14 protein-coding genes are annotated in these 21,629 nt (G+C 57.0%); 4 read left to right on the top strand and 10 right to left on the bottom strand.

From position 1 onward, the window contains the following. Positions 1-79 precede the first annotated feature (79 nt). Both E0E37_RS12590 and E0E37_RS12585 read right to left on the bottom strand, forming a co-directional pair. Positions 80-2,023 carry an ATP-binding protein gene (locus E0E37_RS12590; protein ID WP_165445344.1) on the bottom strand — a complete coding sequence of 648 codons (1,944 nt, stop codon included), beginning with the start codon at positions 2,021-2,023 and terminating at the stop codon, positions 80-82. 13 nt (positions 2,024-2,036) lie between these two features. Beyond that, on the bottom strand, positions 2,037-2,789 hold the full coding sequence (locus tag E0E37_RS12585; protein ID WP_165445343.1) for a LytR/AlgR family response regulator transcription factor: 753 nt from the start codon (positions 2,787-2,789) through the stop codon (positions 2,037-2,039). Between the two features lie 340 nt (positions 2,790-3,129). Between E0E37_RS12585 and E0E37_RS12580 the strand changes: the two genes are divergently transcribed. After that, positions 3,130-3,384, top strand: coding sequence for a hypothetical protein (locus E0E37_RS12580; RefSeq protein ID WP_130863374.1), 255 nt, complete (start codon positions 3,130-3,132; stop codon positions 3,382-3,384). 16 nt (positions 3,385-3,400) lie between these two features. Beyond that, positions 3,401-6,763, top strand: coding sequence for an S-layer homology domain-containing protein (locus E0E37_RS12575; protein WP_130863373.1), 3,363 nt, complete (start codon positions 3,401-3,403; stop codon positions 6,761-6,763). 107 nt (positions 6,764-6,870) lie between these two features. Here the strand turns inward: E0E37_RS12575 and E0E37_RS18575 are convergent, their stop codons facing one another. From E0E37_RS18575 to E0E37_RS12560, 4 genes are all read right to left on the bottom strand, one after another. Beyond that, positions 6,871-7,017 carry a hypothetical protein gene (locus E0E37_RS18575; RefSeq protein WP_165445342.1) on the bottom strand — a complete coding sequence of 49 codons (147 nt, stop codon included), beginning with the start codon at positions 7,015-7,017 and terminating at the stop codon, positions 6,871-6,873. A 653-nt stretch (positions 7,018-7,670) separates the two neighbouring features. Then, positions 7,671-8,759 carry a DMT family transporter gene (locus tag E0E37_RS12570; RefSeq protein ID WP_130863372.1) on the bottom strand — a complete coding sequence of 363 codons (1,089 nt, stop codon included), beginning with the start codon at positions 8,757-8,759 and terminating at the stop codon, positions 7,671-7,673. A gap of 162 nt (positions 8,760-8,921) precedes the next feature. After that, positions 8,922-9,977, bottom strand: coding sequence for a DNA polymerase III subunit delta (holA, locus tag E0E37_RS12565; protein WP_130863371.1), 1,056 nt, complete (start codon positions 9,975-9,977; stop codon positions 8,922-8,924). Beyond that, on the bottom strand, positions 9,917-12,574 hold the full coding sequence (locus E0E37_RS12560; protein ID WP_130863370.1) for a ComEC/Rec2 family competence protein: 2,658 nt from the start codon (positions 12,572-12,574) through the stop codon (positions 9,917-9,919). The genes holA and E0E37_RS12560 overlap by 61 nt, the downstream gene beginning before the upstream one ends. A gap of 719 nt (positions 12,575-13,293) precedes the next feature. On the opposite strand from E0E37_RS12560, the gene E0E37_RS12555 reads away from it, so the two are divergent. Then, positions 13,294-13,812, top strand: coding sequence for a hypothetical protein (locus E0E37_RS12555; protein WP_130863369.1), 519 nt, complete (start codon positions 13,294-13,296; stop codon positions 13,810-13,812). A gap of 88 nt (positions 13,813-13,900) precedes the next feature. Then, positions 13,901-15,202 carry a M18 family aminopeptidase gene (locus tag E0E37_RS12550; RefSeq protein WP_130863368.1) on the top strand — a complete coding sequence of 434 codons (1,302 nt, stop codon included), beginning with the start codon at positions 13,901-13,903 and terminating at the stop codon, positions 15,200-15,202. A gap of 170 nt (positions 15,203-15,372) precedes the next feature. On the opposite strand, the gene E0E37_RS12545 is transcribed toward E0E37_RS12550, so the two are convergent. From E0E37_RS12545 to E0E37_RS12530, 4 genes are all read right to left on the bottom strand, one after another. Then, positions 15,373-16,557: a M20 family metallopeptidase gene (locus E0E37_RS12545; protein WP_165445341.1), complete on the bottom strand. Its 1,185-nt coding sequence runs from the start codon at positions 16,555-16,557 to the stop codon at positions 15,373-15,375. A gap of 67 nt (positions 16,558-16,624) precedes the next feature. Next, on the bottom strand, positions 16,625-18,031 hold the full coding sequence (locus E0E37_RS12540; protein WP_130863366.1) for a Na+/H+ antiporter NhaC family protein: 1,407 nt from the start codon (positions 18,029-18,031) through the stop codon (positions 16,625-16,627). Positions 18,032-18,080: 49 nt separating this feature from the next. Continuing rightward, a complete protein-coding gene (locus E0E37_RS12535; RefSeq protein WP_130863365.1) occupies positions 18,081-19,016 on the bottom strand; it encodes a glycyl-radical enzyme activating protein in 936 nt (311 codons plus the stop codon). Positions 19,017-19,035: 19 nt separating this feature from the next. After that, a complete protein-coding gene (locus tag E0E37_RS12530; RefSeq protein WP_130863364.1) occupies positions 19,036-21,423 on the bottom strand; it encodes a glycyl radical protein in 2,388 nt (795 codons plus the stop codon). Positions 21,424-21,629 lie beyond the last annotated feature (206 nt).

Below are 21,629 nucleotides of genomic sequence, written 5' to 3'. Positions count from 1 at the left end.
ATTACGCCCTTTGGAAACGCCGCCGAAGGCCGTTTTATCCGCCCTCTGCGCAAAACTCCGCCGGCAGGGCCCCTAGGCTTTACGAAAGCATCGGTCCGCATTCTCCGCTTTGTTCCCCGGCTTCGCCGGCGGCGGGCGGCTCCGAACCGGACAGCAGATACAGCCGGAAGACCCCGTCCTTCACTTTGTAATGGAAACTGGCTCCGTGTCGGCGGGCATAATCCGCAATGCTTCGGGTGCCGAACCCGTGGCCCGGTTCGTCCGACACCGGCAGTCCGTCCCGCCCGAAGCGCACCTGCCCGGAAAAGGTGTTTGCGATCTCAATGGCAAACTGCGGCTCCGTCACGGCAGTCAGTTCGATGCGCCGGGTCTCCCCCTCCGGCTGGCTTCGGCAGGCGTTGACGGCATTTTCGATGGCGTTGGCAAACACCGTGGCAAGCTCCACGATGTCCACGGGCAGATCCTCCGGTATGTCCAGCCGGGCGCTGACCGCGATGCCATGCTGCTCCGCCGGCTCCAGACAGGTGCTGAGGATCGCGTCCAAAACGGTATTCTCACACCAGCGCCGCCGTCTGGTAGACAGGATGCTTTCGTCGTACTGCCGGACGAAGCGCAGCGCCTCCTCCGGCCTGCCGTTCTGCAGCAGTGAACCGATGTTCTGCATATAAAAGCGGATATCGTGCCGGATGGTGGCAAACCGCGTTTCGTTTTCCCGGATGGTAGCCGCCTGACGGCGCAGAGCGGATATCTGCATGGAGAGCATGTCCGCCCTGACCCGATTTTCCGCCATGCGCCAGACCGCATCCCCCACGCTCATGCCGGCGCACAGCACGAACAGCGCCGCGCCGCACCAGTAAAAGAGCAGTGTGGGCATGCCGCGGGCCGCCAGCGAGATCACGGAGAACGTGTAGCCCGCAAGGCCGCCGGAAAACAGGCAGCCCGCCGCCAGCACCGAAGCCAGCGCCCCCAGCCCCGCCAGAAAGAATCGGAACGTCCGGTTTCCGGCCCGCGCCTCCAGCACGGCGCACACCAGCACGGCGGCGATGGAGAGACAGAGCGCCTGTCTGCAGACCGTCCCCCATCCGCCCGGCAGAGGCAGAGAGATCAGATAGCAGACCTCCGGCAGCAGAGCGACGGCGGCGGGCGCCAGAACAAGAACCGTCCGCCAGCCCCTTCGGCCCCCCTCCATCCGGCACAGCAGATACGCCAGAGGCAGCGCCGCAAAGAGGGGCGGGATCAGCGCCGCCGCCCGAATATCCAGCGCCGAATGATACAGCAGCCGGAGACCGTATTCCCGAAGCCCATAGAACGCCTGCAACGACGCCGCCAGCGTGAGCAGCAGCATGGGCCAGTCCCACCGGCCCTGAAAACCGCTGTAGAGAAACAGCCCCAGAAGCAGAAAGGCGGCGGTCATGTAGGCCGCCGCAGGCATCCCGGTCCGGTTCGCCTGAACGGCGGCGAGGGCGTCTTCCACCGCCCGGCTGGACAGGATCACCCCGGGCGTCCCAAAAGAATTCTCCGTCCGTTCAAAGACCAGCGTCAGCGTCCTGCCTCCCCAGCCCGGAGGCAGCGTAAGCCGTGGGATCTCTCCTGCGGCCGGCACTTCGTAGCCCGGGGGCATCTTCACGTCCTCCGCTTTCTCTCCGGACCCGGGGGCCGTGGTGTAGAGCAGTCTCCCGTCCAGAAAGACGCTGACCGGTCCATCCAATTCCAGCGTTGTATAGCCCGCAGCTTCATAGGCGGGATCCAGCACCCGGGAGAGATAGACCGTTCCCGCCGTCTCCGCGGCCTCTTTGGGAGTGAGTTCCTCGTACCCGCCCGCTCCGTCGGGCCTACAGATATCCCAGCCCCTGCCGTCGGCAAACGTGGGAGTCAGGTACAGCTGCTCCGCATCCGTCACGGTGTAGGAATGGAACAGCGCCAGCGCCGCTAATGCCAGAACCAGATACCCCAGCGCCATCACCCACCCCCACATGCGTCCCGGAGCCTCTCCCGGCACAGACCTGTTTTTTTCATACTGCATGGCGTCCACCTTTCTATATGCCGGTCTGGGACGGCTTGCCCCGTTCCAGTATATACTCCACATAAGTTTCCCTGACCGAGGACGCCAGAGCGCGGGAGATGCGCAGCACCGCGCCGTCCCGCATGGTAAAACTGCTGCCCGTCAGCTTTTGTACAAAGCTCATATTCACGATGTGGCTGACGCTGATCTTCACAAAGCGTCCGTCCCCCAGCAGCGGCGCGGCGGTCTGGGCGAAAGACTCCCTCAGAGTCCCGCTCTCCACCACCCTGCCGTCTGCCATGTGATACTCCAGCACGTGATCCCGCACCCGGACGTAGCACAGCTCGCCGGGATAGACGGGCGTCACCTGCTCTCTGGTGCGCACCAGCAGCGGCGTCTCCCGGCCCGCCTGAAGCTCCGCCGTCAGCTTGTCCATCAGGGCCGCCAGCGCGTCCCCGTCCACCGGCTTTAAAAGGTAGTCATAGGCCCGCACCCGGTAAGATTCCACCGCGTAATCCGGGGACGAGGTAAGATAGACGATGGGCGCCTTGCCGCCCGCCTCCCGGATGGCCCGCCCCAGCTCGATCCCGTTCATGTGAGGCATCATCACGTCCAGAAGATAAGCGTCAAACTCGCCCCGGCCGCGGATACAGTCGATCAGATCATAGGCGGACTGAAAGCACCGCAGGGAGCCGTCCAGTTCCGGCCGCCCGGCCAAATAGTCCGCGACCTGTCCTCCGATACGCTCCAGTTCCTCAATATTGTCGTCGCACAGGGCAAACCGCACCTTGCTCCCCCTCCTTTTCTCCGCCGAAAATGCAATCTACGTGTTTTCAGCTACCAAGTACGTGTAACGCGCTCTTTTTTGCGAAAATTACGCTACAATACTGGCAGAATGTTTTATTCATTTTAACGAAAACCATAGTTTTTGTCAAACAGTGGGAGCGGCTTTTTGCGCACAAAAAAGAGCCCTTTACGGGGCTCTCAATGGGGATTTTATGCTTTGACAAAATGTATACCCACTATCAGAGGGGAGGTGCGAAACAGCAAAAATGACGAAGACGCGGCCCGGGCCAGCTAGAAAAGCCCCTTTCACGGAATACCGCGGAGACCACAGGGCGGATAAGATGGAGCTGCGCACGATTTTCAGTGACCGGCCGGAATACGAGCTGTTTCCCGCGCCAAAGCCCGGCGAAAGCGTATGGCCCCACCAGGGCTGTCCCTGCTGGACGGCGCGGCGGTACACTCTTCTGGCCGATCCCGACCACGAATGCTGGTGCTGCGCCTTTGCGGACTTCCATCTGGAGCGGGTCAAAGCTCTGGAGGTGGGCATCTGCCAGTATCCTCGAAAAGAAGACGGCACAGCGGTATCTGTAAAGTAAAAGGAGGAAGAAACGAATGAAATCAACGATGAAGAAATTATCCCGGATTATCCGGCAGAGCAGGCGGCCACGGCAGACGGACCCCAGGCCCGTCCGCAGCACTCTGGCCGCGGCTCTTGCCTGCCTGCTTCTGGCGGCCCTGATCCCCGCTCCGGCTCTGGCGGCCAACGCGCTGGCGCCCACGGCTGACGCGGCCAATTCCCGGATCTTCGCCAACGGCCTTGATCTCCGGCTGAGAGCGGGCGGCACGGCAGGCGAGACCACTTACACCATTGTGGAATACCGCACGATGGGATCTGCCGGCGGATATACGCCCCTGACCATCGAGGGCCCCGGCGCCCCGGCCGGCGCCGCCGACACGGGCTACAACCTCTCAAGCTGGGAGATTTACGGCGGCAGCAACAGCAGCAACGTGGGGGGCGGCACCAGCGTCACCATGAAGGGCGGCCGGGTCAAGGAGATCTACGGCGGCGGCTACGGCGATTCCGCCGACGCCAATGTCAGCGGCAGCACCAGCGTCACCATCAGCGACAGTACTGTAACAGACGGCGTCTGCGGCGGAGGCTACAGCTCTGGGACCGCCCAAGCCGGAGTCGGCGGCAGCACCATGGTATCGATCACCGGCAGCGCCGTGACAGGCAGTGTCTACGGGGGCGGCAACGGCAGAGTCGCCGGCAATACGGAAGTCACCGTCGCCGGCAGCACGGTGTCTCTTGGCGTCCACGGCGGCAACGGGGGTTCAGACAGCAAAGTCGAAGGAAATACAAAAGTCACCGTCGCAGCCGGAAGTACGATAGGCTACGTCTACGGCGGCGGCACCAGCAGCAGCACAGTAGTCGGTAATACCGAGACCGTCATCAGCGGTACGGTGACCACCAACGTCTACGGCGGCGGTCAGGGCGGCAGCGTTGGCACTGCGGGCAAGAACAATACGGTGAAAGTGACCATCACATCCGGAGGGGGGGTCGGCGGATCGGTCTACGGCGGCACTCACGGCATGGGTGGTGGTGTTGTCTACGGCGATACGGAGGTCACCGTCAGAAACGGCGCTCAGGTAGACGGAAGCGTGTTCGGGGGTATCGACAAGATCAGCGGCAAATCCACCGTCCATATCGGCGGCACTGTGGGCAGCGAAGTTTGCGGCGGCAACGATAACGCTGAGATCGGCGGAGACAGCGTGGTCATTGTCGAAAATGGCGGCGTAGTGACCCAGAATGTCTACGGAGGCGGCCGCAGCAGCGGCAAGGTCGGCGGCAGCTCCATGGTCACCGTCGAAAACGGCGCGCAGGTGGCTGGAAACGTCTACGGCGGCAACTACAGCGGTACGGTCAGCGGAAGCGCCATGGTCACCGTCAAAAACAGCGCGCAGGTGGCTGGAGACGTCTACGGCGGCAACGACTACCGCGGCACGATAGTCAGGGATACCGCCGTGACGGTGGGCGGCGAGATAGCAGGCAGCGTCTACGGCGGCGGAGCTGGTGTTCCTGGCATGGGCAGTGCGGTCATCGGCAGGAATACCAGAGTCACCATCGAAAGCGGCGCAGAGGTGAGCGGAAGCGTCTACGGCGGAGCCTCTGCCCGAGGATCTTCCGTTGAAGGAGATACAGAAGTCATCGTCAAAGAAGGCGGCACGGTCAGCACAAACATCTATGGCGGCGGCAACGGCGGCAGCCAGGTCAAGGGCAGCGCCGCCGTCACCGTAGGCGGCACAGTGATCCAGAACGTCTATGGCGGCGGAAGCACTAACAACGCTGCAGTCGACGGCGGGAAAAGCGTCACCGTGACCGGCGCGGCCAGGATCGGCGGTACCGCCGGCGGTGCACACTATGGCGTCGTCCTCACCGGAAGCTCCGTTACCAACGGCGTGGCCAGCTTTTCCATCGACAGCGCCGGGCACCTGATCCACGGCTCCAGCGTCCACGTGGTCCTGCCCTTTGACCGCAAAACGGCCGGGGATGCCAACATCCTCGCCACAGGCGCAGACGAAGGTGACGCGCGGTACATCCACACCGGCGAGCCAAACCTGAAAGCGATATATAGAGATGCAGATCATACCATCGTCCTGGCCGATGGACCAGACAACCCTGAGCCGCCCGCCGTCATCACCTTTCATCCCAACGGCGGCACGGTGACGCCCGCCAGCATCACCATCGGCCCGGACGACAATTTCATGCTGTCCTCTCTGCCCACGCCCACCCGCAGCGGCAGTTATCGTTTCGAGGGCTGGTTCACCGAAGCTGCCGGCGGCACCGCGGTGACTACAGATACTGCTTTTTATGCAGACGCCGATTTCTTCGCCCACTGGGAGTACACAGGCAGCGGCTCCGGCAATCCCGGCAGCGGAGGCGGTTCGGGCGGCGGCAGCTCTGCAGGCACCACTACCAATCCGGACGGCTCCATCACCACCACGATCACGGACAAGATCACCGGCACCGTCACTGAGACCACCAAGTTCAAGGACGGCACCCAGATCGTAGTGGAGACGAAAAAAGACGGCTCCAAAAAGGAGACCGTCACCACTCCTGACGGCACAAAAACCGAAACAGCCACCACCGCTCAGGGAGACAAGACTTATACTGAACGGCGGGCGGACGGTACCAAAATCAGTGCCGACATTCCCAAAAGCGGCGAAGCAGCAGCCACTGTAGACCTTCCCCGCGGTGTGTCCGCGCCTGCGACGGTCTCTTTTCCGGTGATCGACGGTACGGTGGCCCTGCAGGTCCTGTCGGACGGTACAGCGGAACCGATAGTCTATTCGCTGGTAGCAGACGGAAAAGTTTACGTCCGGCTGGACGGCGATGCCAGGCTGCGGGTGGAGACCCGCAGGGGGCTCTTTGACGATATGAACAGTCACTGGGCGAAGGAATACGCCGATTTCACCGGAGCTCGGGGACTGTTCAAGGGCACCGCGCCCCGCACCTTTTCCCCGGAGCAGCCCATGACCCGCGCCATGCTGGTCACAGTGCTCTGCCACATGGCCGGAACGCCCGACGCTGGCGACGCTGGCTTCCGCGATGTGGCTAATGAGACGTGGTATGCCAACGGTGTGGCCTGGGCGGCAAAAAATGGGATCGCCGCCGGGACCGGCCACGGGATATTTGACGCGGACCGGGCCGTCACCAGACAGGAACTGGCGGTCATGCTCCAAAACTACGCCAAGTACGAAGGGATGGACGTCTCTGCGGGCGAGGACACCAGCATTCTCTCCTACCCCGACATTCAGGAGGCCAGCCAGTGGGCCGTTCCGGCCCTGGAATGGGCCTGCAGCGCGGGCATCCTCCGCGGCAACACCGACGGCACTCTGGATCCCGCAGGTCTTGCCACCCGCGCACAGGTCGCAGTCATGCTGGAACACTTTGTGACCGCGGCGGTGAAATAAAAGACGCCGGCGCAAACCTGCTCCAACAGACGGCCAGTTTTCCCCAATTGACCATCTGATCGTCAGTTTTTATTCGGCGGGAGCGCAGATTCCCAGGCGGGGCGGCATTACTGCCGCCCCGCCTGCTTGTTCCGAGACTGCCGCGGCAGAGTATCCGCTCCCGGCAGATCAACGATCCACATCCGGGAGTCCGCTTCCGGCAGGTCGTCGATCCACAGTGAAGTATTGTTCCCGGCGGTCTTTAAATAGCCCATCGGCGGCGGATCTTTAGAGTAAGTAGGTCAAATTTAGATTTTTTTCCCGATCTCGCCGCAATGTGGCTGTTAAATAGGTGAAACTCCATTTTTTATTGAGTGTTCGCCTATTTCCAAGTAAATTTTGGAATATTATTGCTGTTTCTTACGTGTTTTTCGGTGATATTCATTTTTTTTTGCTCTTTTCACCTATTCCGTGGCCGACTATCCCACAACTGACTTCAGCTAACCTCAACCTACCCCAACTCACTAACAGCTCTGCTGTCCCGCAGCACAATACTACCCGGGTCCCTGCCATTCCGCCGCGTGGAGACCCCGCGGCATGACGCCTCCGAAACCCTGATTTACTGCGGTTCAACGGTCCCGCACCACGGCACAGCTTAACACAAGCCAAAAAATGAGTACGGTGACACTGCAGCCGCAGTTAGTAGCTGGCAGAACTGTACATTCTCAGCCCGAGACAGAACCGATCAGACAGAATAATAAAACGATGGACGATATGGCAGAAAAAACATCTGCGAGTCTGACAAGCATGTGGCTTTACTAATAATGCAAAAAAGGAGCCTGCCACAGATTTTGCTCTGCAACAGCCTCCTGACCTCGGATCTCGAAAACTTTTGTACCCGGATCATCCTCTCGGGACTCTTTTGTCTTTACCTGCCGGCTGTTTTCACCACGGTCTCTTCCAGCCTATCCGCCGGCATTTCATCCAACGCCCCTTCCGGCGATCCCGCCGACATTTCATCCAGCGCCCCCTCCGGCGATCCCTCCGGCATTTCATCCAGCGATCCTTCCGACGATCCCGCCGCCATTTCACCCGGCGCCCCTTCCGGCGATCCCGCCGGCAAACCTTCCGATAGTTCCTCCGTCTTACGGCGAAACAGTTTTCCGAAGTCGATCTCCATGACAAACAGGCTGGATACCAACAGCACCGCGCCCAGGTACGCCTGAGGCGTCAGTACCTCATGGGCTACGAAGTAGGCCGCGATGCCGGCGAAGACCGGTTCCAGCGTAAAGATGACTCCCACGTGGGAAGCGCTGGTGTACTGCTGCGCCACGGCCTGCACGATAAAGGCAAGCCCTGTGCAGAATATGGACAGCGTCAGCACTGCTCCCCACACCGCAGGGGTACGGGGCAATGTGGGCGTCTCAAAGATCAGACACAGGATCAGCATAAACAGCCCTGTAAATCCCAGCTGAAACACGCCAAGCTGATAGGCGTCCACTTCCTCCCTGCTCACCGCGATCTCCGTGATCAGCAGGTCGAAGGCGTAGGCTACGGCGCACATGATACAGAGTATATCCCCCAGCGCCGGCCGCATACCCCCGCTCAGGGTGAGCAGCGCGATCCCCGCCAGAGCCATGGCCACCACGACGGTCAGCTTGGGATTTGGTTTCTGTTTAAAGAATATAAACGCTAATATTGGCGTCAACACCACGGTCAGCGCACACAAAAACCCCGCGTTGGACAGACTGGTATAGAGAACGCCGAATGTCGCTCCTATATAGACAAACAGCAGAGAAAATCCCACCAGCGCACTGTACAGGAGCGTGGTCTTATTTACACTTTTAAGTTGATTGAAGCTGATGATCCCCGCGACAAAAAATGCGAAGAGAAAGCGCATGGCATTCAGCGTAAACGGCTGAATCTGCTCCAGGCTCAGATCCAGAAGTATGTAAGAGATCCCCCAAAACAGCGTGACCAATACCAGCATCAGATCCGCTTTCACTTGTTGTTTCATTATTGTCAGCAACCCTTCCCAAAAACCCGCTGCCGGCGGGAGAACTTACTCCCGCCGGTCGGGACCAACTATAAAAAATATCAAACCATCCGCGAATGTCTGCGGTCTTCCGCCTGCGGTCTGCGGTCTCCATCCTGCCGCGGCGTCCGGCCCTTTCTTCCGCTATATCTCCGCCACGAACATCTCCAGCGCCAGTCTCTGCTCCAGTATGCCCGTCTTTATGTTCTTATCCACCTCATAGGCGCTCCGCAGGACCCGGCGCAGCTTCTGCACGGAGTACCCCTGGGCAAACTGCAGCGCCTTTTTTATCCGAAATTCATGAACGTTCAGCTGCTTCTGGATGTCGGAGAAAGGCAGGCCCTCCTCCTTCATCTCCTTGGCGGAGAGCATCAGCTCAAACTGGCTGCATACCAGCGCCAGCAGTTTATACGTATTTTCTCCGGAATCCAGGATATTGTGAAGGAATAAAAACGCTTCTTCCTTCCGGTCCCTGCTCACGGCGTCCAGCATGGCAAATACATTGGTGTCGATATTTCCGGCCACCGTTGCGCCGAAATCCTCCGCCGTGACTTCCTCTCCCGAGCTGTGAGAAACCGCTTTCTTCACGTCGTTTTCCACATTGTACAGGGTGTAGTCCGTCTCCTTGTCATAGTAGCCCGTCTGACCGATAAACGCGGAGATGGCTGAAGCCCTCGCACTCTTTCCCGCCAGCTTCAGACGCTTCATAATAAAATTCACCAGCTGTTTTTCCGGCAGCTGGCAGAAATCGTACACCTTCCCGCTCTCCGTGAGAGCCTTAAACAGCTTCCTGCGACGGTCGGCCGTTTCCGCTGTGAACAGCAGAAGTGTAGTGTCCGGCAGTTTTTTAATGTATTCTGCCAGTTCTTTCTCATCCGCCTCGCTGAAATTCTTGGATTTCTCACCGGCCAGCGGCGGGAAATCCGTCACCAGCACCACTTTTCGCTCCGAGAGCATGGGCAGCGTCTCGCAGCAGTTCTTCAGCTCGTCGATCGTAACGGTCTTTCCGTCCATGTGGGAATATTCCATGGCCATCACGGCCGGATTTACATATTTTTTGATCAGCGCTCCCACAGCCCACTCGGCCAGAAAGCCTTCTCTTCCGTAAAAAAACAGCGCGTTGGGCAGGCTCTCCCCTTTCAGGTCCTTCTGAAAGGTCTGATACGCGTGCTCCTGCGCTTTTGCAGACTGATACGCCATAATTTCTCCTCGCAAATATCGCTGAGGACCGCCTCATTTTCTGAGATATTCCGGACGAAGATCGCGCCGTCCTGGTCGGTCCTATATGTTATTATATCGTAATCCCGAAATAATTCCAATACCCGGCCGGAGGGATGGCCAAAATTATTTTTTCCCACCTGAATGACCGCCGCGTCCGGAGACACCGCCTTCAAAAATTCCTCCGAGGTGGAATACCGGCTGCCGTGGTGTCCAGTCTTCAGGATGTGAGCCTCCGCCCCTCCGCCCCGGGCCAGCAGATCAGTCTCTCCCTCAAATCCCATATCCCCCGTCATGAGTACCGTGAGTTTCTTCCAGTGAATGCGAAATATCAGGCAGGACGCGTTCTCATCCGCATCGTCGGCGATCAGCCGCCGGTATTCCGCCTCGCTTTTCCTCTCCGGAGCCAGCACTTCCACCCACACGTCCTGATCCAGACGGATCCGGTCTCCCTTCTTCAAATACAGCATCTCCGTTTCCTGTTTCCCGCTTTCCCTCTGCAGCCCAGCTCTGATCTCCTCTTCGCGAAGCCTGTTTCCTTCGTATAATCCGATTTTTTCCACGGGCATGATCGCGGCCAGTTCCTCTATTCCCCGGTAATGATCCGCGTGCAGATGCGTTGCCAGCGCCAGGTCGATCTTCTTCACGCCATTCTTCAGCAGATAGGGCGCCAGCGTCTTCTTTCCTATATTGTAGTTCCGGTTTCCGCCTCCGTCCACCAGCACATTCCTGCCTCCCGGCGTGCGGATGTGCAGACAATCGCCCTGGCCCACGTCTACAAATACCATGGGATACGTTCTTCTGGAAAAAGGCAGCGGCAGATCCGCAGCGCCCGCCGCCCAGGGGAATACGGAACTGAACGTCAGAATCCCCGCCAAAACTCCCCCTGCTATCCTTCGGCCGCCCCTTCGCATGAAAAGATACCGGCTCTCACAGCAGGCAAAAAATATACCTCCGTAAAAAAGCATCATCACTCCCATAGGCGGACTGACCGTCCGGAAGAACCCCCAGTCCCGTTCCGCAAAGATACGACCGGTCAGGATCATGATCCTGGCCGGAAGCAGCGCCCCATTCAGACACAGCGCAAAGATCCCCTGTCCCGCCTGCTCCGGAAATGATCCCAACAGGGAGACCGGAAGCATCCCGGACAGCAGCTTTGGCAGAAAACTGACCGGAAAGGCCAGCATCCCCAGAGGGACCACAACTCCCGCAAGCGGGATCAGCAGGGGATTTAGAAGGAAAGAAGACCATGAAAAATACTGAAATAAATACGCGGTGGCCGGAGCCATGGTGATCTGCAGTACGACCAGCGGGCCCGCCGCGTCAAACAGCCTTCCGATCCACTTACACCGCAGCCGGTCCGCCATGCCCAGCGCCTTGGCCTCCGCCCACGGCAGGATCACTGCCAGCGTCCCTGCAGCCAGAAATGAAAGCTGAAACCCCGCGTCGAAAAGCCGGTAGGGCTGCAGGACCAGCAGCAGCAGAGCCGACGCAGAGACTGCCGTGCACATATCATAATCCCTCCGCAGCAGCACCGCCGACGCGCTCATGGCGATCATCAGCGAAGCCCTCACCGCCGAGGGCGCAAATCCCGACAGCGCCGCGTAGACCGCCAGAAACGCCAGCACTGCCGCCGAGGGGACCAGATCACGCCTGCTCCCCATGAGCTTCCTCATGTAAAGATAGATCACATTGACGTGTATGCCCGACACCGCCAGCAGATGGGCTGTGCCGTTCTGCTGAAATTCCTCATACACCGTCTCGTCCAGATAGGACTTATCGCCAAATAGCATGCTCAGCAAAAGTCCGCCCGTCTCACCGTCCCCGCCTTCCAGCACCCGCTGCGCAAAGGCTTCCCGCATCAGCGCCAGTTGGTGGAAAAACGGACTGCTCACCCGCCGATCCGCCTTCAGGCCGCCCCGGCCCGCATCCAGCAGAAAAAACACATCCCGGCTGCGCAGATATGATCGGTAGTCAAAACATCCCGGGTTTCTGCGCCCGGGCGGCAGACTCAATGAACCGAAAGCCTCCGCCCTCCTGCCCACCAGATCCGCAAAGGAAGAAACGCCCAGCTGCTCCGGCGTTCCCCGCACCGACACCAACGCCTTTTCCCGAAAACCCGTCCGCAGCGTCACCTTGCAGTAATCCGCTTCCAGAGCGTTGTCTCCGCCCTCCCCGCGTCTCTCATGGGGGCGCACGCTCTCGATCTCTCCCGAAAGCCTGACAGCCTGTTTTTCCTCCGCTGTCAAGCCCTCCACTGTATCTGCTCCTGTCCGTCCCATCTCCATATACATCAGCAGACTGCCGCAGCAGCACGCGGCCAGAATGAGCATCAAAGCGGAGCGCAGCAGCAGTCCCGCCTCCGAGACCGGCGGAGACCTCCGCCTTTTTCCTCTGCTCCCCGGGACGAAGGCAGCGGCGGCGGCCAGAGCCGCAAGTCCCGGCAGGCCGACGCAAAACCGGTATCCCGCGAAAAACTGCAGAAAAATACCCAGTGCGAACCCCAGGGTCCCAACGGTCAGCGGCCGCCGCTGAGGCGGTCCCATGAAAAATCCCGCCCTCATTGTCCGATCATCCATTCGTCTATCCCCCTGTCCTTTCCCCTTCCATTCCCATTCCCATTCTCATTTCCTTTTCCATGCCCATTTGCTTTTTTGACCCCATTTTTTCCCATGTCCTTCTATTTCCCAGCACAGGCGGCTGGCCTGCAGGATCGGAGACGCACCTGAAAAGACCTGCTCTGCGCCCTGCGCCGACCCTTCAGCCGCCCGGACCGATCCGGCAGTACTAGCCACCCCCGGCAGCCATGACCTCCCCTGTAACCCTGGCCGCTCTGGTCGTCCCGGCTTTTTCGCCGGTTCCTGACGTCTCAGCGGCTGTCACCGGACCACCCTGCATCAACAGTATATCATATTTTATATTATTTAGCAAATTTTTGCTTTTATCAGCGGCCTGTTACCGGCGTGCCTTGACTTGCGCACATCCAATCCCCCCTCCGGCCTCAAACTTCACCCACCCAAACGCCCGTCCAAACGTACGGCAGATTTCACACTCAGGCGCCGTCCGGCCGCGCCGGATAACCATACGCACCCAAACATTCCGTCCGGCCGACCTGAATAACCGCACACACCCAGACATTCAGCCCTGCCGCCCCGCAGACGATCCGCCTGTCCGGACGGAACGGTTCTCTGAGTTGGAAGGAGGAATGGAAATCTACGGAAGATTGTGCTATACTTAATGCCATAGCTGCAGCGCGTCGGAAAAAGCCGGCAGTCTGCGTTTTAAGGAGGAACAACACATGAGCAATCGTTCGCTGAACTGTCCCCACTGCGATACAAAACTGGAACGCAACAAGACCATCTATGGGGGCTATGGATGCCCGATCAAAATTTGTACCGAGTGCGGACAGACCCTCATTGATCCCGCCATAAAGGAGCCCGCCCTGAAGACCCCGTTCGCCTTCCGCGTAACGGTCTTACTGGATATGCTCCGCGTTATGCTGGCGGTCTGGGCTATGTGTCTGGTATTCGCTTACTTTATTCTTGAGCTATTCTGGAATCAGGGCCACGGCTGGCTGATGGTGCTCTGCGGCACGGCGCTGACCGTGGTATTTCTCATCGTCCGCGGTGTGCGCTCGCCTTTCAGGCCGGAGGAGATCCGCCGGCAGATCGCAGAATCCATCGAGAGGCTCGACGATACCGAGTACGCCAATTTCCTTGCAAGCGCCGGAATATACATATATGAAAATTCCATGTACTGTCTCGATCGTGGAAAAGACAGGGCAAACGTACCCGAGGACGGTGCCGAGAGCGAATAATGGGCCTTTTGCAGGCCGGAAGATAACGGGAAAAAGCACAGAAAAACTACAGGAACACAGTGGGAAAACAGCAGAAAGGAAGTTCTTCATGAATGCAGCAAATGAGTTACTATCGTTTATAAAGAAAGGCACCTCCCCCTTCCACGTCGCGGCGGAGAGTGCGAAAATACTGGACGCGGCGGGATTTCAGTCTCTGGATCTATGCAGAGACTGGAACCTTCAGCGAGGCGGCCGTTACTATGTGACGGTGTACGGGACAAGTCTCTTTGCGTTTCACATCGGCGAAAAGCTGGAGACCTCCCATTCCCTGCGGATCCTATCCGCCCATACGGACCATCCCTGTCTGCGGATCAAACCCGCTCCGGAAATGACCTCCAAAAGCTTTCTAAAAGTGAACGTGGAATGCTACGGCGGGCTGATCCGAAATACCTGGATGGACCGTCCCCTTTCCGTGGCCGGCCGTGTCACCCTGAAGGGCGATTCTGTCTTCGCTCCGCGCACCCGTCTTGTGGAAATAAGCCGCCCTCTGCTGACGATCCCCAATCTGGCCATCCACGTCAACCGCGAGATCAACAGCGGACAGGAGCTGAATCCGCAGAACGACATGCTCCCGATCGCCGGCCTTCTGGAAGACGATCTCAATCAGGATACCTTCTTCTACGACTTTCTGGCTGATGAGCTGGGCGTCCCCCCAGAAGATATTCTGGACTTCGATCTCTATGTCTATAACGCTGAAGACGGCTGTCTGCTGGGACTGCGAAACGAATTCCTGTCCGCACCCAGACTGGATAATCTCACCTCCGTGATGGCCTGCCTCAAGGGGATCACTGCCGCCGGAAACGGAGACGTAAACGGAAAAAGCGTCAGTCTCATCGCGCTCTATGACAATGAGGAGGTAGGCAGCCAGACAAAGCAGGGCGCCGACTCCATGATCACGACGATCCTGCTCAAAAAACTGTACGCCGCCCTGGGGATCAGCGAAGCAAGAATGTATGACAACCTGCTCGCCGGCCTCATGATCAGCATGGACGTGGCCCACGGATACCATCCCAATCGTCCGGACAAAAACGATCTCACCAATTTTCCACAGGCAGGCGGAGGCTTTGCTCTGAAGATCAACACAAGTCAGCGCTACGCCACAGACAGCGCCGCTCTGGGCGTCATCCAGCAGCTGTGCGCCGCCCACCGCATTCCATACCAGAAATATGTGAACCGCTCCGACATTCCGGGGGGCAGCACGCTGGGCTCCCTCTCCTCCGCGTGGCTTCCCATGCTCACCGCCGACGTGGGCGTCCCGGTCCTGGCCATGCACTCGGCCAGAGAACTGATGGCCGCCGGGGATCAGGACTCCCTCAACCGTCTGGCCATGGAGTTTTTTATGGAGGAATAGATAGGTTCTATTCCGCATCATCCCCCGCTCCGCGGGCTCACCGGCAAAGCAGAATTCTCTATTATTTCATCAATATTCCTTCGGGATATTTCCTGCACGATACCAAAACGGCCGCCTGATCCCATGGATCTCAGGCGGCCGTTTCAACTGTTCAGGCCTGCTCCACTGTGTTACTTATTGTTCTCGAAATCCGCCTTCATCCCCGCAATTTTTTCTTCATCGCTGAAGATATTGGCGATCTGCAGACCGATCAGCTCCGCGCCTGTTTCCAGCAGCTTATGAGCTCTGTCTGTCTTCATGGCCTGCGCAAACTCTCTTGTATGCGTCGCGGCTTCATCCACCACCTGCAGACAGGGGTGGAACGCCGGGCAGGCATAGCTTACATTACCTATGTCGGAAGAACCAAAGAGCAGATCTCCGGGACCGTTTTCAGGGATCCCCAGTTCTTCGAACCGTTCTCTGATGGATCTTTCTCCCGTTTTGTTCTCTCTGAGATCCACATAATACAGCTGCTCCTGAGGGCATTTTTCCCACGTGGTCTGGGTGGCGATGGCGGCGCCCTTTGCACAGTCATCCACTAACCGTATGAGTTCTTCAAGATATTTCTTGTCTGCAGCCCTTATGAACATTTGCAGGACCGCTTTTTCCGGAACGATATTCGGAGCCACGCCGCCCTCTTTTATAATACTGTGAAACTGCGCGTCTCCTTTCGTATGCTGACGCAGCATATCCACCGCATGGCACATAAGCTGTACAGCGTTCAGAGCGTTTTTCCCTTCCCAAGGCGCTGCGGATGCATGGGCTGATTTCCCGTGGAACTCATAGAAGTATTCTGCCAGCGCCTGGAATTTAGGCATTACGATGTTCCTGTTATACAGATGCACCATCATAGCCATATCATATTCATCGAACGCTCCCTTTTCGGCCATGATGCTTTTGGCGCCGTCGTCTTCTTCGTCGGGCGTTCCGATCAGATGGATGTCCGCGTTCAGTTCATCCTGCAGATCCCTCGTTGCAAGGCCCGCCAGAATACTCATAGCCCCGCTCAGGCAGTGTCCGCATGCATGTCCAAGCTCCGGAAGCGCATCGTACTCCACCAGCAGCGCTATCTTATATTTATGATCATTTTCTCCGTATATTCCCCGAAATGCCGTTGGTTTTCCGCAATCAGGCCGGTAGGGGTATTCCGTCCTATAGCCGTGGGCCTTTAATAATTCAACCAATTTTCGCGAGGTCTCGTACTCCTGCCCGGACACCTCCGGATGATCGGCTATATCGTCGTTGACCACGGCCAATTCCGGACCGTATTTTCCGACCTCTGCAATGATCCGTTCCTTCATCTGTTCATATGTCATGATGTTCCTCCCATAAGCGTTCATTTTGCTGAACGTTCATTCCGCTGATTGTTCGCTCAGCCGCTTCCTACAACACAAAGCCGGCGATGATATATCCGACGAATGTGATCGCCGTAACGATTCCTATGTAGGGCAGCTGCGCCACCGCGTAATCTACGTTATTGATCCTGCAGGCGGAAGACGAAAGCAGCGTGACATCCGAATAGAAGCAGGCCTGTGCGCCGAAGCATGCGGCTGAAATGATCGCGCCCAGCGTCAGGGGTATATTCGCCCCGGTGGATGCGGCCAGCGGCAGAATGATCGGCGTGCATATGGCGGGAATGCTCCAGATACTGCCCGTTGCAAAGCACACCAGACCGATGAGTACGAATGTGATCGCCGGAAGCCATGCTGCGCTCATATAGGGGCCTGCGGCTTCGATCAGGAAATCGGACAGGCCCACAAGGGTGATCGCCTGCCTGTAAAATAACGACGTGACAAGTACTACTGCGATAAACAGCATATCTTCAAGTCCCTTGTAGCAGGCGTTGCAGAATTCACTGTACTTCAGTATTCTAGTCGGAACGAACAGGACAAAACAGGATACGATGCCGAAGACCACTCCGTAAAGGATATCGTCCAGCCATAAAGCCGTTATGATCACCACCGCCATGGGCACGATGAAGGCCCAGAGGTGTGATTTTACTTCTTTTCCGTCTTCTCCTTTATCTCCGGCAGCGTTCTTTTCTTCACCGGTCTCGATCCCCTGATTGAGCATGCTGCTTGATTCCGGCCAGAGCTGTCCGGTTTCCGCGACTCTCTGATAGGCTTTCTTCATCCCGCCCATCTTGGGAATGATCCCCGAAATGACCAGAAGAACAAAGATGACGCAGAGGAAGGGATAGAAGAAATACGGCATGATGTGGTAGTAAATGTCCATGGCGCTGTTGCCTGCCACGGCGGCCTCCGGCTGTTGTTCAAAGATTCCAGAGAAGAATACGACCCATGCGGAGATCGGTATGATGAGACAGACCGGAGCCGACGTTGTGTTGATAATATAGCAGAGCATTTCTCTGGGCGTCTTGTGCTCATCGGAAAGACTGAGCACGCAGTTAGCCGTTACCAGTATACTGAGGTAATCGTCGATAAAGATGATAATTCCGCATAACCAGGTGAGGAACAGCACCTGCTTTTCCGATTTCACATACCGCCTGGCCAATTCACCCACCGCCAGAGCGCCCTTCGCCTCTCTGAGCAGCTGAACGAAGCATCCGAACAGCAGGCAGATGATCACGATATAGTTGTTGTCCGCATTGCTTGCCGCCGATTGGACCGCATCCATCATGGGCATGAAGAAATCAGCCTTATAGTACAATATGTACCCGACCGTTCCGGATATCATGACGCTGGTGATGCACTTCTTCGTTGTCAGCGCCAGTACGAAAAAAGTCAGCGCCGGAATTAAAGAGATGATGCCTAAATTAGTCCCGTCCATAGTTATTTTCCTTTCTCTTAAATTACCTTCAGTTGATCAGAAATAATTGTTACGCTCTTCCCAGGACCCCTACCTGTAAATTTATTTCATGTTTCAAATAAATTTCAATTTCTGATATGCGTTCTTCCGACGGCTGTTCAAATTCCTCCTGTGTACCGCCCACGTTTCTTTTCTTGCTGATCCCCAGACTGTGATAAGGGAGCAGATTCACCCGTTTCACTCCGATCTCTGCACAGAGCGCTCCCGTGCGCCTTATGATATCGTCGCTGTCGTTCACTCCCCCGATGAGCGGCATTCTCATGATCAGCTTGTCCGCAGTTTTCCCATCGGCCGCCAGCATTCTCAGGTTGTCGATGATCAGTCGATTGCTGACTCCCGTGTACTTTCTGTGTACCTCGTCGTCAATGGACTTCATATCGTATAGAATATCCGTGACGTTTTCTTTCCGCGAGAGTTCCATGAGCGCCTCCGGATCTCCGAAGCCGCAGGTATCCAGGCACACGCTGATCCCCCGTTTCCCCGCTTCATCGATAAGTCCGCTTACAAATTCCGCGTGCAGAAGAAGTTCTCCCCCGCTGACTGTGATCCCTCCTTTCGTGTTGTCGTAAAAGCCCTTATCCTGCTCCGCAATGCGAAGTATTTCTTCTATGGTCATCGGCTTGGCTACGGGTCTCAGAGACTGGGCGTAGCACTGATCCGCGCAGACAAGGCACACATCGCATTTGTCTCTGTCGATCACCACCCCTTCTTCCGGATCCATCGACACCGCGCCCCGGGGACATGCCCTCACGCAGCAGCCGCAGCCGATACAGCTGTTTGGCAGCTGGATCAGCTGCTGCCGCGGGTCGATCAGTTCAGGATTGTGGCACCATCTACAGCGGAGAGGACACCCCTTAAGAAACACAGTCGTTCTGATTCCCGGTCCGTCTTCTATAGAAAATTTCTGAATGCTTCCTACAAGAATACTATTTTGTGTGTGACTCATTAAACGATCCATCCTCCGATCATGATTCATGCCGATTCTGTGATAAGTGCGCTGTTCTGTAGATAATGATATCCTGCGCTCTTTTATCCAGCTCTGTGAAGTATGCCATATAGCCCGCTACGCGGACCATGAGCCCCTTGTAATTCTCAGGCTTTTCCTGAGCTTTCCGCAGGGTCTCATTATCGACTACATTGATCTGGATATGTTCGCCGCCGTCCTGGAAGAATGTCTTGATCACGCCTTCAATAATATTCAGGCCCTCTTCTCCCTGCACTCCCTTCGGGTCGAACCGAAGGTTGAACAGCGCGCCTTCATGCAGTACCTCCTGTCCCATGGCGGCCACCGACTTGACGGTAGCCGTGGGCCCGTTGATATCTCTGCCCATCATCGGCGACGCGCTGTCGCAGAAGGGCTCGCCCGCCAGCCTTCCGTCGGGAAGGGCTCCCGTAACCAGACCGTGGGAAAGGTTCAGGGTCTGCGTGTCTATGCCAAAGGCGTAGCCGCCTCCCCTGGCGTCCTTCCAGCCCTGGACCGTATTTGCAACGTAGTGTATCATCTCTTTGCAGATACTGTCCACATGCTCCAGGTTGTTGCCGTATTTCTCAGGCTTGTTCAGCAAAAGCTGGCGAAGCCGTTCCTGTCCTTTGAAGTTCGCGTCGCATGCCCGGATCAGCTCATCCATGGTCACGTCCTTATCCTCGAATACGCATTTCTCCACCGCGGCGATGGAATCCGCCAGATTAGCCGCCCCTGAAATGTACATCCCCGATGTCGTGTACTGTGCGCCGCCGTGCTGTACGGACTTTCCGCTTTCCACGCATCCTCTGGTCACCATGGACGCGAAGATGACGGGGTAACGATTCATGTGTATGCTCTGCATCAGGTTGTAACTTTCTCTGATGATGTCGTAATGATGGATGATCTGTTTTTTGAGAGCATCTTTAAAGTCTTCAATATTCCTGAACTCTCTCGGATCCCCCGTTTGAAGTCCCATAAGTCTGCCCGTGGCGGGGTCGACGCCGTTGTGCAGAACGAATTCGACCATCTTTCCCATGTTTACGTATCCCGCATCAGGCGAACCGTCCGTTCCGCCGCCGCCTGGGCCCGGCTGAATACAACCGACGATCGTCCAGTCCCTCGCCTCTTCTATGGTGCATCCGGCCTTGCCAAGACACATCTTCATCGCCGCGCTGTCATTGAAGAAGCCTGGATTCGCCTGTCCTTCCTGTATCATCCTGCATCCCAACTTGATCAGTTCTTCCGGCGTTTCTTCCCAAACTCTTACCGCCATTGTGGGCTGTGTGGTCTGAAGTTCATCCGCCGCTTCCAGACAGAGAAAGGACAAGTCGTTAGTGGCATCTCTGCCGTCCCGCGTCTGCCCTCCCACGACCAGTATCTGCCACATGGGATAACCGGCGAAGGACGTGGCATACCAGTTGTCCCGCACTTCATATACCTCACATGCCTTGAGATAGAAACATTCCAGCATTTCCAGCGCTTCTTCCCTTGTGATGTTCTTCTCGTCGATCACGTCCTTTTTGTAAAACGGCCACATGTACTGGTCAAATCTGCCGAAACCGCATGCGGTGGTGCAAACTTCAATGTGGAAGTAAACGTGTACGAACCAGATCGACTGCAGCGCCTGCCAGAAAGTCCGGGGCGGATTTTCCGGAACGACTCTGCAGTTCTCCGCAATGGCGAAAAGTTCCCGCTTTCTCTTCTCGTCCGTACATTCCGAAGCCATCCGCTCCGCTTCGTCCGCCATTCTGTGCGCATATGTGATCAGCCCTTCGCACTGAATGATGCAGGCCTGCCAGAAATCCACCCTGGCCTGTTCCTCCATACTCTGCGGAAGCATGCTGTCTATGTTTTTCCGGCACTCTTCCATGTACCCTCTGATCCCTACGGTCAGGATCTTTTCGTGATCGCACAGAGTTTCTCCGGAGACGCCGTTCTCAAGACCCACGCAGATAATGTCGTCCTTTTCAAGCTGGCGGGTATGCTCTGGAAGTACGGACTGAGCCAGATCTTCCATGGACTTTCCCTCCCAGTATTTCAGGGTTTCAAGGATCGTCTCCCTGTCTTCCGGCGAAATGCGGTACGGATCATTGCTTCTTGTCGTGATCTCGTCAATATCGCTGATATACCACGAACTGGACTGAAATTCCGGATGCAGGTTGGCGCCCCTGTATGCGTTTGTCGCTGTTCCCACGACCAGTTCATCATCCATGATGAGCGTCGTCATGTTCTCCATGATGTAGTTGACCACCCTGGCCCGAAAAACAGGAACTGCATCTCCGGCAAATTTCTGATATGCCTCCGTCGCCAGAACCAGCCTCTCTGCCGTGATCGTTGGGATCGTGCTGAAAAGCTTTTCCCTCATTCTATTCACTCTCGGTGTTAACATCGTATCCTCCTCCCGTTTCTCAACCTTTACAAATATTATGTAAGATGAAAAAGTCCAAGACAACAACTGGATTGCCTACTTTTCTGATCGGGTTGCTTTCAAAGCAAATAGGAAATATAATCTAAAATTACAAAAAATATTTACAGATATTCGGTATGGCTGCCGGGCTGGGCAGTCGGATCAAGAAAAGCCATAACGCTGATTTC

It is taken from the genome of Bacilliculturomica massiliensis (assembly GCF_900605495.1).
GTDB lineage: Bacteria > Bacillota > Clostridia > Peptostreptococcales > Anaerovoracaceae > Bacilliculturomica > Bacilliculturomica massiliensis.
The sequence above is the reverse complement of the archived record's forward strand: the minus strand, read 5'-3'. Positions and strand labels throughout refer to the sequence as shown.

Excerpts from the sequence above, each read along its gene's own strand:
- E0E37_RS12540 (WP_130863366.1), bottom strand. The coding sequence starts at position 18,031 with ATGGACGGGACTAATTTAGGCATCATCTCTTTAATTCCGGCGCTGACT.
- E0E37_RS12590 (WP_165445344.1), bottom strand. The coding sequence starts at position 2,023 with ATGCAGTATGAAAAAAACAGGTCTGTGCCGGGAGAGGCTCCGGGACGC.
- E0E37_RS12570 (WP_130863372.1), bottom strand. The coding sequence starts at position 8,759 with ATGAAACAACAAGTGAAAGCGGATCTGATGCTGGTATTGGTCACGCTG.
- E0E37_RS12580 (WP_130863374.1), top strand. The coding sequence starts at position 3,130 with ATGGAGCTGCGCACGATTTTCAGTGACCGGCCGGAATACGAGCTGTTT.
- E0E37_RS12530 (WP_130863364.1), bottom strand. The coding sequence starts at position 21,423 with ATGTTAACACCGAGAGTGAATAGAATGAGGGAAAAGCTTTTCAGCACG.
- E0E37_RS18575 (WP_165445342.1), bottom strand. The coding sequence starts at position 7,017 with ATGGGCTATTTAAAGACCGCCGGGAACAATACTTCACTGTGGATCGAC.
- E0E37_RS12550 (WP_130863368.1), top strand. The coding sequence starts at position 13,901 with ATGAATGCAGCAAATGAGTTACTATCGTTTATAAAGAAAGGCACCTCC.
- E0E37_RS12560 (WP_130863370.1), bottom strand. The coding sequence starts at position 12,574 with ATGGATGATCGGACAATGAGGGCGGGATTTTTCATGGGACCGCCTCAG.
- E0E37_RS12575 (WP_130863373.1), top strand. The coding sequence starts at position 3,401 with ATGAAATCAACGATGAAGAAATTATCCCGGATTATCCGGCAGAGCAGG.
- E0E37_RS12545 (WP_165445341.1), bottom strand. The coding sequence starts at position 16,557 with ATGACATATGAACAGATGAAGGAACGGATCATTGCAGAGGTCGGAAAA.
- E0E37_RS12535 (WP_130863365.1), bottom strand. The coding sequence starts at position 19,016 with ATGAGTCACACACAAAATAGTATTCTTGTAGGAAGCATTCAGAAATTT.
- E0E37_RS12555 (WP_130863369.1), top strand. The coding sequence starts at position 13,294 with ATGAGCAATCGTTCGCTGAACTGTCCCCACTGCGATACAAAACTGGAA.
- holA (WP_130863371.1), bottom strand. The coding sequence starts at position 9,977 with ATGGCGTATCAGTCTGCAAAAGCGCAGGAGCACGCGTATCAGACCTTT.